We start from the raw sequence: 14,699 nt of genomic DNA, 5'->3' as shown, positions 1-14,699 counted from the left end.
AACGGCCAATTTGTAGTTAGTTTTGAGAGATACTTAAAAGGGATCGATCTCAACTGATTGTCGATCGCTCCTGTTTTGTCATCGGCAAAAATGCACGTTTAAGGCTAGATGATCGTCCCAATTTCGCTACTGGCAGAACTTCTGCAAGCTTTGCCCCAACTCCGGGCACAAATTTATTTCAAATCTTCCATGACAGCGCTGTCTCACGCGATGGAAGACTTGGTTTTGGCGGGTTCCGACGACGAACCCCTAGTGATTGCCAGCTTTCAGCGAGAGCGCTTCTACCGCCAAGAAGCTCACCGCTACCGGCGCATTGCCGATCGATCCTCTCAGGTATACGTGCTGGCTGCACCGGAAACTGAGTTTAAAAATTCCTCGGAATGTCACGAAAATGTGGCGTTTGCAGCGGAAGATGCCTTAAGTAAAGAGTGGCACTTAGTGGTGGTTGGGCAACATTACTCAACTTGTCTGATTTGTCAAGAAAAAATTGTGCCGATCGACAACCAAGACGAGCGCAGCCCGCTGTTGATGGATCAAGCTCGCCGATTTGAAGGAATTTGGACGTTCGACAGAGAGGTAAGCTGCAAAGCTGCCGAATTGTTGCTCGATAAAATTGTCAAATATCGCCCCGAATTGGCCGAAAAGATCGATCGAGCGCGCACAACTTACAATCTGGGCAAAAAACCCAAAAAAACGCGGAAATCCGCCGCAGACAAAGCGGCAAAACCAGCGAAAAGTGCGTCAAAAAACTCAAGAATTCCCAATCCCAAATTGAGCGACGCTTTTGCCGAACGCTTAGTCACCTACTTGCAATCAGGTCAGCACAAACTTCTGAAAGCATACAGCGCGATCGCCGCCCAAGAACGCAAAGAACGCCTGATCAACTTAATTACAACGGCAATGCGGCAGTCTCTCAACCCGCAAGAAATCGTCGAAGTCGCAGTCTCTGAACTGGGAACAGCCCTGTCAGCAAGCCGCTGTTTGATTTATCGGTGCAAAGCAGCAGATGCGGCGGTCAAAATCGATCGCGAATTTTTGCGTGCCGGCGCTACTTCTGTGCTAAACCAGACTTGGCCGTTGCAGGAAAATCCCATATTTCGGGACGCGGTAGCGCGACAAGAGCGAGTTTACATCCAAGAGACAGCACAACACCCGCAGATTGTCAATACAAAATCCCTGGGCGAAATTGTCAAAAATTGGCAGATTGTCTCTTGGTTAATGGTGCCGGTGCTTTATCAAGGGCGGGTTTTGGGCATGGTGGAAATGCACCAATGCCGATCGACTTCGCCTTGGGAAGAAGACGAAATTGCTCTCGTAGAGGCGATCGCCACCCAACTCGGAGCAGCCTTAATTCAAGCCGAAACCTACGCTCACTTAGAAGAACTCAACCAACAATTAGAAGCATTAGACCGCACTCGCAGCAATCTAATTGCCATCACAGGCCACGAACTCCGCACCCCACTTTCTACCATTCAAGTGTGTCTAGAAAGTTTGAACTCCGAGCCAGATATGCCCCAAGAATTGCGGCAAATCATGTTAGAAACAGCCCTCGGAGATGCCGATCGAATGCGGAAACTCGTCCAGGATTTCTTAACACTTTCTCACTTAGAAAGCGGGCGAGTTAAATGGAATGTAGAATCGCTGACGCTGCAAGAATGCGTTGACTTGGCCCTCAGCAGCGTGCGATCGCGCGGCGGAGTCGATCGACAGTTACCACAAATTATCGCCGAAGTGTCCGCAGAATTGCCCTTAGTGCAAGCAGACGGCGAATGGTTAGTGGAGGTACTGTCCAAACTCCTAGACAACGCCTGCAAATTCACCACACCCCAGGGAAGCGTCACCATAAGAGCGAAATGCAACGGTTCTCGCATGGTGGAAGTGCTTGTAGCCGATACAGGGCGGGGAATAGAGGCGAATAGTTTGAAAGTAGTGTTCGATCGATTTTATCAAGAAGAAGGAGCATTGCGGCGCAGCGCCGGCGGCACCGGTTTGGGATTAGCAATTTGCAAACAAATTGTTGCCGGCTGGGGCGGTAAAATTTGGGTAGATTCCCCAGGAAAAGACCGAGGAAGTGAATTTCACTTTACCATTCCAATTGTTTAGAAGACCGGGCGGTTTCAACCGCCGTCCGATGTTCAACCTGCGGAGGCAGGTTTCGTTTGTGTAGACGCGGTTTCAACCGCCGTCTGATCCCATGACGAATGACGAATGACGAATGACGAATGACGAATGACGAATAACGAATAACGAATGACGAATAACGAATAACGAATAACCAATAACGAATAACCAATAACCAATAACGAATAACCAATAACCAATAACCAATAACCAATAACCAATAACCAATAACCAATAACCAATAACCAATGCCCCATGCCCCATGCCCCATGCCCCATGCCCCATGCCCCATGCCCAATAACTCCCCTAAATCGGAAGACCAATCACAAACTCTGTTCCGCCTCCTACCGAAGACAAACATTCCAAAGTTCCCCCATGTATTTCAGTGACTATCTGATGGCAAATAGACAGTCCCAATCCCGTACCTTTACCTTCTGCTTTAGTTGTAAAAAATGGCGCAAACATTTTTTCTCTGACAGATTCCGGCATTCCCATTCCATTGTCAGCAATCTGAATCACAATTGTATCGATGATTTCCAGTTTTTGCTGGCAAACACCCACGGTAGAAATCATAATTATATTGGGATTTTGTTCAATTTCTGCGTAGGTTTTGCCCGCGTTAAATTCTTCCACAGCATCGATCGCATTAGCAATCAAATTCATAAATACTTGATTTATTTGCCCGGGATGGCATTTTAATGTTGGCAACTCACCGTAATGTTTAATGATTTTAATTGCCGGTCTGTTGTGCTTAGCCTTGAGGCGGTGAGATAAAATCATTAAAGTAGTTTCAATGCCTTCGTGGATGTCAACTGCTCTTTTTTCCTGACTGTCGCTACGGGAATAGTTCCGCAGAGATTGCATAATGTCGCGGATGCGATCGATTCCCATCTTCATGGACGCCGTAGTTTTGGGCAAGTCGGCTAATAGATATTGTAAATCGATCGATGCAATTTCCTGTTCAATTTCTGCTCCCGGTTCGGGAAAGTTTTCCTGATAAATATTCACCAAGTTAATTAAATCACCAATATATTCTTGAACGTGGTGCAAGTTCCCAGAAATAAAGCCAATAGGATTGTTCACTTCGTGGGCTACTCCAGCTACCAGTTGTCCGAGTTGAGAGATTTTTTCAGTTTGAACTAATTGTGCTTGAGTTTGTTGCAGTTCGATCAATATGGCTTCTAAATTTTCAGCTTTCTCTCTCAGTTGAGCTTCTGATGTTTGTAAAGCTTGTTCCGCTACTTTGCGCTGGCTGATATCGCGAATGATTGACAAAGCGTGGGGTTTCCCTCTGTATTCAAAAAACTTTGCTCTTACCTCAATATCGAATTCTGTACCGTCTTTTCGCAGCACGACAGCTTCACAATAAAATTCTTGGTGCAAGCTAACGGTTGTCATAAACTCATCGAATAAATGTAGGCACTTTGGGTGCAGGAGATCTAAAGGACTTAATCTCAAGAATTCCTCCATAGAATAACCGTACATTTCGCACATTACCGGGTTTGCTGCCGCAAATTTTCTAGTCTCCAAATCTATTAAGATAAGTCCGTCTGCTACACTTTCAAAAATACTGCGGTACTCCTCTTCTTTTTGAGCGAGTTCGGCTTGAGATTGTTGCAAGTTTTGTAGGGATTCAGTTAACTGGCGGGATTTATCTTGTTCGCTAGCGTAGGAACGCGCATTTGCAATAGCAATTGCTGCTTGTGCGGTCAACATTTCCAAAAGTGTCAAACCTTCGTCAGTGAAGGCTCCAGCGACCAAGTTATTTTCTAGATAAACTATACCGATTGACTTTCCTTGATAGACAATTGGCGCGCACAAAACTGACTTCGGTTGCTGATGCTGAATGTATGTATCGAATTGGTAAAGTGTTTCTTTAGTTGCATCGATTAGTACCAGAGGTTCCTGAGTTCTTGCTACATAATTGACGATAGAAAGAGGGAATTTGTAGTTATTTTTGACTGGGTGGAATTCTTCAAATATTGCATAATTATGCGGGTCGCTATCCGACACTTCAACGAACAAGTATCCGTCTCGTTCCAAAAGAATACACCCGGTTTGAGCGCCTGCATTTTCTAAAATAATATGCAGCAGTTTTTTTAACAATTTTTCTAAGACGATTTCGCTAGAAATAGCCTGAGAAGCTTTGATTACTGTTTTCAAATCAAAAATATTGGCATCAGTGGCGGTAGTCGCAGTTGTATTTATAGCGATCCGATCGTCGCTGATTTTGTTAAACCAATCTGGATGAGATTGTTCTAGTTGATGAACTTTGGCGGTTGCACCCCACTCGACATAGCAAAAACGGGCATCATTGAGATAAATTTTGGCGAGATTGGCACGATTTTGTGTTATATAAAATCTGGCAGCTAATTCATTGGCTAGGGCAGCATTTTGGACGAAGCCATTTTTGAGGGCGGAGGCGATCGCCCAATCATAATGTTGTGCTGCTGTATGGCTGTCTCCTGACAACCTCGCGATTTCTGCCTGAATTAATGAATATTTGTGCAGATAATTTGCAGGACAGTGTTCTGCCAAATCTCGAAAATTCTCCAGACTAATAGTGAGCTGTTTTCGGTATAGTTTGTACTCGGTATCATTGGCGTTTGTGCAACCAGCAGCTAGGGCGATCGCGTGATGGAACCGAAAAACCGGGTTGACAAAATGACCGGCACCGCCTTTCAAAAATTCCGCGCCGAAGAGAGCATATTCTAAGGCACGATCGACTTCGCCAAACCAATTAGCATGGGTGAGCTTGTAAAGATAGATGACAAAAGCAGTGGTAAGATCGGCTGAGGATTTGGCAAATTCTAAAAGCTGGTGTTCGTCGATGAAGGTTTCCGGCTCTGGGTAGGTTTCTGGTGAGCTAGTCAGTTGGGCGATCGCATTTTTGGTCAGCAAGTGATAAGCTAGCATATTGCGATCGACCTTTGAAAGCGCTGGAATAAATTGATCGGCAATTTCTGTAGCTTTGCTCAAAGACTCGTTGCCAAAAAAGCAGACCCATAGATAATTAATCGAAGCATATCCCGACCATTGATAAGCACCTGTTTCTAAACCGCTATTGAAAGCTTTGAGCATAAAAGGCTTGCATTCATCGATATATTTCATATAATGTAAAGTTAAAGCCCCCCACATATGAAAAATACAAGTACCTAACTCTTTATTGTCACAGCCTTCGTAGAGATTGAGCGAGAGTTCTCCGGCGGCGCAGCCCGCCTTGATTTCGCGATATTTATTGACCAAAGTAAAGGCGTACAAAGTGTAACCAAAGGCGGAAAATGGTGAATTCCCGTACAGAATGCTTGTTTGTACAAACTTCATCGCGCAGAGATATTGAGCGTTGGGACTGGTAAAATAGGCGATCGGGAAAAGTTCTTTCAAAATTCGATGAGCTGCTAGTTGTAGCGAATCGGTAAGTTTGGGTAAATCTGCTAATATATCGATCGATCGCCCGATCATCCTCTTCGTCTCTGCTAATTCTCGGGCTAGAAATTCATCATCCGGGTAAGGTTCAATCTCAACCCCCAAAGAATTTAACGTTTCAATCCCTAACTGATAAGCGGCAGATAAGTCATTCTTCATCCGCAGACAAGTTATTTGCAATTCTGCGATCGCACACTGTTCTAACAAAGTATGAGTTTTGGTCAGAATCCGGTCAAAAATTGCTAAAGCTGCATCATTGTTACTATTTAAATATTCTGCTTCACCCAGCTCTAAATTTAGCGCAAAACTCAAGCTATAATTATCTTGCCAACTTGAGACAGGCAAACAGTCGCACCCAGCTTGGAAAAAAGTAAGCGCATCTTCAAAAGCCGAAGCAGCTTTAGCAGTTTTACCTGCTTGTAAATTTAATTGTGCTAATTCATAAAGTTCTTCAGGATTAGCAATGAATTCGCGAGCAAAGTTCAAATGATTAACAATATCAAAAATCTGTTCTTGACGTTCAGCTTCATTGCTCCCCTCCAACAACAAACGTCCCAGCTTCCAGTGAACTGATTGTTTTTGGGACTCAGGAATCATCACATAAGCGGCTTGTTGAACCCGATCGTGCAAAAAATTGTAGCGCACTTTGCCAATTATTGGAGCCAACTTTTCTAATTCCCATTGCTCAAATACTTGTGGTACTAGATAGGCGTCATCTACAGGCAAAATCAACCCTAATTCTAGCGCTTCCCACAAATATTGTGCTGTTTTAGTCAAAGATTGTTCGCTCACTACTGATAATATATCCAGATTAAATTCGTTGTTTATACAAGCAGCTAATTGTAAAATTGTCTGACTTTGTTCAGATAAATATTGAATTTTATGAGCCATTAAATCAACTACATTTTCGGAAATATTTTGCTGTTTGATTTCTTGGGTGTCCCATTCCCATTCTGCAAGTTCTATATTAAATATCAGAAAATTTTCTTGAGACAGTGACTTCAATAACTGCTTTAAAAAGAAAGGATTTCCCTGAGTTTTTTCGAGCAGCAATTGTGCCAAGGATGCGACTTTTCTAGGAGAACAGTTTAAAGTGTCAGAAACTAATCGATTTACTTCATAAATTGCCAAGGGTTCCAGGTGAATATTGGCGATCGCAATTCCTGCGGCCCTCATTGCCTCATTTGCCAACATAAAGGGATGGCTCGGACTTACTTCGCTATTTCGATAAGCAAGAATAAGCAGGAAGTAAGGATTTTCTTCGGTGCAGTTGTGTTGATACAAATTAACGCTTCCAGCATCCATCCACTGACAGTCATCGAGAAACATTACCAAAGGATGTTCGGCTGTTGCAATTGCTTGGACAAACTTCTTCATCACTCCGTTGAAGCGGTTTTGAGATTCAATAGCACCGAGTTCGGGTACGGGAGGTTGTTCGCCCAAAATCAATTGTAACTCCGGGATAGCATCGATCGCAATTCGAGCATTTTTCTGCAAAGCGTTGAGTAGTCTTTGTCGCCATGCTACTAGCTGAGTTGGGCTTTCCATCAAAATTTGCTGCACGAAGTTACCCATAGCTTGAGTGAAACAAGCGTAGGGAACATTCCGCTTAAACTGGTCGCATTTACCAGATATAAAATAGCCACGTTGCCGCGTTATATCACGGACAATCTCATGAACTAATGCAGATTTGCCGATGCCGGAATAGCCACTGACTAGGACAATTTCACCGCTGCCTTTGCAGACACGATCGAACACTTCTAATAATTGTGCTATTTCTGTGTTTCGTCCGTAGAGTTTCTGAGGAATTGACAACTGACTCAGGGCATCTAGTTGTCCGGGAATAAAGTTAGAAATTGTCCCTGAATTCTTTATTTGATTTTGGCAGCGTTCTAAATCTGCTAATAATCCTGTGGCAGTTTGATATCTAAGTTCGGCATTTTTTGCCATGAGTTTTGCCACAATTTGGGTCAAAACTATGGGAATTTGTGGGTTGAGTTGTTGCAGGGGAACTGGTGGTTTGGCTATGTGACAGTGTACCATTTCTAACGGGTCACTGCTGGTAAATGGTAATTGTCCTGTCAGTAATTCGTAAAAGGTGACGCCGAGAGAGTAGAAATCGCTGCGGTAGTCGATGGAACGGTTCATGCGCCGGGTTTGTTCGGGGGACATATATGCCAGGGTTCCTTCTAGGCGATCGGAATTTTTTGAGTGTGTTTGTTCTTTTCTCAACCGCGAAGCGATGCTAAAATCAGCAAGTTTTACTTGCTTTGTTTGGGGATTTATGATAATATTATCCGGTTTAATGTCTTTATGTATGATTTGATTTTGATGCAGCAATACTAAAGCTTTTGCCAAGGATACGGCTATGTTTAAAAAATCGGCAATCGATAATTGGTAATGCGTGGCATTCGCCTCTAGATTGTCGGTTTCGGGCTCGGCTAATTCTGGTTGATGTTCTAAGTTTTCGATCCAATATTTCAGGGATACCCCTCCGATATCTTCTAATACTAACACTAAGCAAAAAGGATGGATTTCGAGTCGATAGACTTTGATGACATACTCTGAGTCGATATGTTTTGTGATTTGATATTCGTGTTTTAAACTGGCGCTCTGTTCTAGGGTCGGGCAGTCGGTGTTTAAGACTTTGAGAATGACTAATTGTTTTTCTGCTGTCGATATGGCTCGATAAATAACTGTGTTAGTTCCTTGGTGAATCAGCTCTTGTAAGTTGTAACCAGAAATTCCTGAAGCTGGCAGCATAGTAGATATTTCCCAGTTGATTTTATAATCAATGCCTAATTAGAGCATGGCACATACGAAACCCCGATGAATGGCGGGCGATCGCTACTTTACAAAGCCGCAGGTTGCAGCGATGTATCGAACGATCGCACAATTTTAAAATTACTTACGTATTTAGCAGGTGTTTGTTTTAATAGGTCTAGCGACCTAGAAATTGCAACTCTTAATTTTTTTATGGTGGAAGTGTTACAGCCTTTAAATGAAATCATACAGCATCCCACCATCATTGTAAATGACTTTATTAAATTTTAATAATAAAAGTTAGGGCGTAGATAAATAGCTGCTCGCGGGGCGTTGGGGAAAGCAATTGCAGGATTGGGAGATTTCTGGATATAACAAAGAATCACAGAAACACTTGGTTTTTACACTTGCACAATCAATATGATTGTAGGTACACATTGTGGACATTACCGAGGACTTTAATATCATTTGAGCGTACAAGCTGTGGATATTACTTAGCTATAAACTATTTTTGTAGGCAGTTAGTAATGTAGATCAAAAAAACTTGCGTAAAAACTCGGTTTTTAAAGAAAATATTGGTTCGCTGGCTGGAATAAAGTTAAGAAGTTTTCAAAGCAGAACTCGCCTCCGCTGCTATACCCCAATACCGTTTACTTAAGACCGCCCTGGGGGTAAAACCTATGAAAAATAGATACGGAGATTGCTTCGTTCCTATCGAAGGACCATCTTAAGTAAACCGTATTGTGCTATACCTCCTCTCACCCCGCGAGATAGCTTTTACAGGTGATGCGACCCGGCGGTGTTGGGCCTTAGGATCGAAAGTATCAAAGCAGATTCAGGACGTGCTTGCGTCTTAAACCCGGCTTTTAGGCAAAATAAAGGGTTGGGCGGCAGAGCACTACCGGGATATTGGGAGCGTTAAGTCGGAAGGGCCACAAGTCTGGAGAGGGCTTGCAGTCGATCGAATCTGTTGAGACACGGGCGGGCGTCAGTGTTGATTCGTGAAAAGTTGAGGATGCCCATATTTCGCCCGGAAAAACTTTTTTGCGATCGGAATACTCAAACCTAGAGGAAAATCAATATGTCATTTACAACCAAGATGAAATCTACCCAACAAGCTATTACTAAGCCACAACTGCAATTAGGTTCTCAAGGTCAAGCGGTATTGGAACTCGAACAAATGTTAACCAAGTTGCGGGTTTACCGGCAGCCTGTAAAAGGAATTTTTAACTCATCAGTTGAATTTGCTGTGAAACTGTTTCAGTATCGGGTTTTCTTGTCGCCGGACGGCATTGTCGGGCCGCTGACTTGGCAGGCCCTTTATACTGAAGCTCCTGTGAATATGCCGGTACTTAAATTCGGCAGTTCTGGGGAAGCAGTCACTACTGTTCAAGAAGTTCTGACCATTTCCCAGCACTATCGGGGCTCTATTGACGGTCAATTTGCCACTTTGACTGATCGGGCTGTTAGCGCATTTCAAAAAAGCTTTGGGATCGAGGCCGACGGGATTGTCAACCAAGAAACTTGGACTGCTTTGAGTCAAATTCCGCGCGGCTATGACCCTAATTGGTTCTTGACTTAGGGTTAGGTGCTGCTCGGTAATATATGGGCAGATTTGTGCGATCGCGTGTGAGGAATTGGGCAATGTGCGATGCTTTGGGTGCCCGACCAGTACCCGAAGCATTACATTTTTTTGAGATATTTTTTCGGGATTTGTGCAGAGAGAGTTCTGTTTTATAACTTTGGTAAAAATTACCAATTATCAATTATTAATGACTAATTCCTAATTATCAGAAAAGATCGATCGCCCAAAAACTGTTAACTTTCCTTACAATTTCGATAACAGGGTACAGTGGCGATGATAGGATGCCGTAAAAATCCTTTGGATATATCTATGGCAGAAGAACTGACTGGACAACCCCCCATCTTCGGCGGCAGCACCGGCGGCTTGCTGACCAAGGCGCTAGTTGAAGAGAAGTATGCTATCACTTGGACTAGCCCCAAGGAACAAGTGTTTGAAATGCCTACAGGTGGCGCTGCGATTATGCGTCAAGGCGACAACTTGCTGTATCTGCCCCGGAAGGAGCAGTGTATCGCTTTGGGCGGCCAGCAACTGCGGGCGAAATTCAAAATCTCGAACTACAAAATCTACCGCGTTTTTCCTGACGGTTCTACTGAGTACCTGCATCCCAAGGATGGCGTGTTCCCTGAGAAGGTGAACGAAGGTCGTGTTGCTAATGGTAGTGTCCCTCGCAATATTGGCAGCAATCCCAATCCGATCAAGGTGAAGTTCACAGGTAAGAAGACCTACGATCCTTAAGCGATCGATCTATTGCTGAGCAAAACATAAGTAATATTGCTTATTTGGGACTCAGTTAAGACTGATCCCCCTAGCCCCCCTGATAGTCGGTGGGGACATGAGCATTCTCTTTCGTCTCCTTCTTAAAAGGGGGGACAAGAGCATTCTCTTTCCTCCCCCGACTATCCGGGGGATTGAGGGGGATCTGGCCTCGGAGAAAAGCGAGATTTATCAAGGGTTTTAGGGTTAAGTTGACAGGAATGGGCAGCGCCCAGCTTCTACTGCAAATATCAAATCTAATTAATAGTTAATCCTTAAATTAAAAATGAATGTCGCAATCAGGCGATCGCAGATTTCTGATATCGATGTTTGCGCTCGCATTAATTATGAAGCTTTTAAAGATATTTCCGATCGCCACTGCTTCCCTCACACAGATTTTCTAACGGTAGAGTTGGCGGCCGAAATTACTCGGTTTTGGATCGAAAGTCCGTCATATTTTGGCGTTGTAGCCGAGAATGACGGTGCGGTTGTCGGCTGCGGTTTTATGGATGAACGCAACCCGATTCGCGGTATTGGGCCAGTCAGTGTCGATCGGGCTTTTCAAGGCCGCGGCGCAGGGCGACAAATCATGAAAGCCTTGCTGGAACGGGGACAGGATGCTGTAGGCATCCGTTTGGTGCAAGAATCTTTCAACATGGCCTCGCTGTCGCTGTACGCTTCTCTGGGTTTTGAGGTGAAGGAACCTTTCGTGTTAATGGAGGGGAAGTTTCGCAGCGTGCCGCAGTATGGGTTTGAGGTGCGGCCGATGGCTGGCGAGAATGTGGGCGAATGCGCGGCTTTGTGCGAAAAAGTCTGTGGGTGCGATCGAACTTCCGAGATTGAATACGCCCTAAATAATTATTGTCCGTTAGTTGCGTACCAGCAAGGTCGGATTGTGGCTTATACTTGTGCGATATCTGCTTTGGGTCACAGCGTCGCCGAAACCGAGGCAGATATGCAGGTTTTGCTCTTGGGGGCTGCTGCGTACAGTTCCGAAGATGTGCTAGCTTTTCACTTGCCGCTGAGGTATGGAAGTCTGTTTCGCTGGTGTTTGCAACAAGGGCTGCGCGCCGTCAAGCCGATGGCGGTGATGGCTGTTGGCGAGTACCAATCGCCGGAGGGCTGTTGGTTTCCGTCTTTTGTTTATTGATTGTAATTAAAGTTAGTATAGCAACCGCCATTCAAGGTATTGACATAAAGCACCTCATGAAGAGACCCCTGAGATCCCCAAGCGATCGCTCTCCAATTTGATTCCTGTCAACTGTCAACTGTCAACTGTCAACTGTCAACTGTCAACTGCTATATATGATATTTCCCGATTTCTCACAATTTTCGGAACTGGCGAAACAAGGCAATTTTGTACCCGTATATCAAGAATGGGTGGCTGATTTGGATACGCCTGTGTCTGCGTGGTATCGGGTTTGCGCCGGTCAACCTTACAGTTTTCTGCTGGAGTCGGTGGAAGGTGGGGAAAAACTCGGGCGTTATAGTTTGTTAGGGTGCGATCCGCTGTGGATTTTGGAGGCTAGGGGCGATCGCACAACTCAAGTTTACCGCGACGGTTCCGAAAAAGTATTTACGGGCGATCCGTTTGAGGCTTTAACCGAGTGTTTGCAGCCTTACAAACCAGTGAAATTGCCGCAGTTACCGCCGGGAATTGGCGGATTGTTTGGTTTTTGGGGTTACGAGTTAATTAAGTGGATTGAACCGCGAGTTCCAGTGCATCCGGCGGGCGAGAATGATTTGCCGGATGGGTTGTGGATGCAGGTGGATAATTTGCTGATTTTCGACCAGGTGAAACGGAAAATTTGGGCCGTCGCCTATGCGGATTTGCGCGAGACAGGCGTTGATTTGGCCGAGGCCTATGGGGCAGCGTGCGATCGGGTTTCTCAGTTAGTTGATAAACTGAAATCGCCACTTTCACAACAATCTACTCTCCTAGAATGGACTCCGCCGAGTTACGGGCAAGATGCAAGTTCCACAACTGAAAATACAGAATTAGCTTACAGCAGCAATACCACCCGCGACAAGTATTGTGAAAATGTATTGAAAGCCAAGGATTATATCAAAGCGGGAGATATTTTTCAGGTAGTGATTTCGCAGCGGCTGGAAGCAGAATACACGGGCGATCCTTTTGCACTTTACCGCTCTTTGCGCCTGATCAATCCTTCTCCGTACATGGCATATTTCAATTTTGGAGATTGGCAGATTATCGGTTCCAGTCCAGAAGTGATGGTGAAGGCAGAAAATACGGCTGACGGCAAAAAGATTGCAACTTTGCGGCCGATTGCCGGTACGCGCCGCCGGGGTCAAACTCCTCAACAAGACGATGCTTTGGCTGCTGAATTACTGCAAGATCCGAAGGAAATTGCGGAACACGTGATGTTAGTTGATTTGGGCAGAAACGATTTAGGCAGAGTTTGCCGCAGCGGTACTGTAAAAGTTGACGAATTAATGAAAATTGAGCGTTATTCTCATGTGATGCACATTGTGAGCAATGTAATCGGAGAATTGGCTGAAGATAAGACAGCTTGGGATTTGTTGAAAGCTGGTTTTCCTGCTGGTACGGTTAGCGGTGCTCCGAAGATTCGGGCGATGGAAATTGTGCACGAGTTGGAAGGTTGCCGTCGCGGCCCGTATTCTGGGGTTTACGGGTTTTATGATTTTGAGGGACAGTTGAATAGTGCGATTACAATTCGCACTATGGTTGTTCAATCGCAGGGCGGTGACAAACATTCGGTTTCTGTGCAAGCCGGTGCTGGTTTGGTGGCCGATTCTAACCCGGATATGGAGTATGAAGAAACTCTCAATAAAGCCCGGGGTATGTTGCAGGCTATTCGCTGTTTGAAGTAGCGAGTCTGGGTCAAAAATCTTGTCGATGTCGATAAGAGTCGGCGATTGAAATCGCGTCTACACAAACAATGTCCGCCTCCGCGGACAAAGAGAAGATAACGTAATTTTAACCGTCTGGTATTCAACCCGCGGAGGCGGGTTTTGTCTGTATAGACGCGATTTCAATCGCCCGGTCTTCTAATCTTAAAAGAGGGAAAGCGGAGGCGGGTTTTGTCTGTATAGACGCGATTTCAATCGCCCGGTCTTCTAATCTTAAAGGAGGGAAATATGAATTTTTATATCGTTGACGTGTTTGCCGAGTCAAAATATGCTGGCAATCAACTAGCTGTCTTTTGTGGCGCGGGAGTTGCGGAACTCTCAGAGGCCGAAATGCTGCTGATAGCGAAGGAAATCAATTATTCGGAAACCACGTTTATTCCATCAAACCAGCCGGAAAACGGCGGCTATGACGTGCGTATCTTCACGCCCAAGAAGGAATTACCGTTTGCCGGTCATCCGACGCTGGGGACGGCGTTTGTGCTACAACAACAGATAATTGGCCAAAAGGTCGATCGAGTAATTCTCAATTTAGCCGTGGGTCAAATTCCAGTCACCTTTAATTATCGCAACGAATCCGCAGATATTTTGTGGATGCGACAAAACCCACCAACATTCGGTCAAGTTTTGCCAACCGAAACTCTCGCCAGCGTCCTAAATTTACAACCCGATGAGATTGAGACAAACTTCCCAATTCAAGAAGTTTCTACCGGAGTACCGTTTATAATTGTCCCGTTAAAAACCCTCGCAGCCGTCAAAAAAGCTCAAGTCAACTTAGATAAATATTTTGAATTAATTAATACCACAGAAGCCAAAGAAATTTTGATATTCTGCCCAGAAACTTACAGCGACATTAATGATTTAAACGTCCGAGTTTTCGCCCATTCCTTAGGAATTCCCGAAGATCCGGCGACGGGGAGTGCCAATGGCTGTTTGGCTGGATATTTGGTAGAATATACTTATTGCGGGGAATCAAAGATTGATGTGAGAGTCGAACAGGGTTATGAAATTGGTAGACCTTCGTTGCTGTTGTTGAAAGCTCAAAAAAATCAGGAAGAAATAGAAGTTTTGGTGGGAGGTAAAGTGGTGATGGTGGCGAAAGGAGAATTTGTTTAAAACATTCAAATATAGCTTCCTATATAGGTTCGTAGTGAGGACTTTA

General features: G+C 44.7%; 8 protein-coding genes. 6 read left to right on the top strand and 2 right to left on the bottom strand.

The window, feature by feature from the left end; genetic code table 11:
• Positions 1 to 108: 108 nt before the first annotated feature.
• Positions 109 to 2,103 carry a DICT sensory domain-containing protein gene (locus tag JGK36_RS15920; protein WP_293197317.1) on the top strand — a complete coding sequence of 665 codons (1,995 nt, stop codon included), beginning with the start codon at positions 109 to 111 and terminating at the stop codon, positions 2,101 to 2,103.
• On the opposite strand, the gene JGK36_RS15915 is transcribed toward JGK36_RS15920, so the two are convergent.
• Both JGK36_RS15915 and JGK36_RS15910 read right to left on the bottom strand, forming a co-directional pair.
• Positions 2,084 to 2,413, bottom strand: a complete 330-nt coding sequence (locus JGK36_RS15915) for a hypothetical protein (protein WP_293182847.1) — start codon at positions 2,411 to 2,413, stop codon at positions 2,084 to 2,086. The two genes, JGK36_RS15920 and JGK36_RS15915, sit on opposite strands and share 20 nt — an antisense overlap.
• Before the next feature lie 14 nt (positions 2,414 to 2,427).
• Positions 2,428 to 8,310, bottom strand: a complete 5,883-nt coding sequence (locus tag JGK36_RS15910) for an AAA family ATPase (protein ID WP_293197316.1) — start codon at positions 8,308 to 8,310, stop codon at positions 2,428 to 2,430.
• A 1,081-nt stretch (positions 8,311 to 9,391) separates the two neighbouring features.
• Between JGK36_RS15910 and JGK36_RS15905 the strand changes: the two genes are divergently transcribed.
• From JGK36_RS15905 to JGK36_RS15885, 5 genes are all read left to right on the top strand, one after another.
• Positions 9,392 to 9,892: a peptidoglycan-binding protein gene (locus tag JGK36_RS15905; protein WP_293182851.1), complete on the top strand. Its 501-nt coding sequence runs from the start codon at positions 9,392 to 9,394 to the stop codon at positions 9,890 to 9,892.
• 312 nt (positions 9,893 to 10,204) lie between these two features.
• A complete protein-coding gene (locus JGK36_RS15900; RefSeq protein ID WP_293182871.1) occupies positions 10,205 to 10,630 on the top strand; it encodes a photosystem I reaction center subunit II PsaD in 426 nt (141 codons plus the stop codon).
• Positions 10,631 to 10,934: 304 nt separating this feature from the next.
• Positions 10,935 to 11,798 carry a GNAT family N-acetyltransferase gene (locus JGK36_RS15895; RefSeq protein ID WP_293191324.1) on the top strand — a complete coding sequence of 288 codons (864 nt, stop codon included), beginning with the start codon at positions 10,935 to 10,937 and terminating at the stop codon, positions 11,796 to 11,798.
• Between the two features lie 155 nt (positions 11,799 to 11,953).
• Positions 11,954 to 13,501 (top strand): anthranilate synthase component I, encoded by a 1,548-nt coding sequence (trpE, locus tag JGK36_RS15890; protein WP_293197315.1) that lies wholly within the window; start codon positions 11,954 to 11,956, stop codon positions 13,499 to 13,501.
• A gap of 267 nt (positions 13,502 to 13,768) precedes the next feature.
• Positions 13,769 to 14,653, top strand: coding sequence for a PhzF family phenazine biosynthesis protein (locus JGK36_RS15885; protein ID WP_293182857.1), 885 nt, complete (start codon positions 13,769 to 13,771; stop codon positions 14,651 to 14,653).
• Positions 14,654 to 14,699 lie beyond the last annotated feature (46 nt).

It is taken from the genome of Microcoleus sp. PH2017_35_SFW_U_B (assembly GCF_020737865.1).
GTDB lineage: Bacteria > Cyanobacteriota > Cyanobacteriia > Cyanobacteriales > Microcoleaceae > Microcoleus.
The sequence above is the reverse complement of the archived record's forward strand: the minus strand, read 5'-3'. Positions and strand labels throughout refer to the sequence as shown.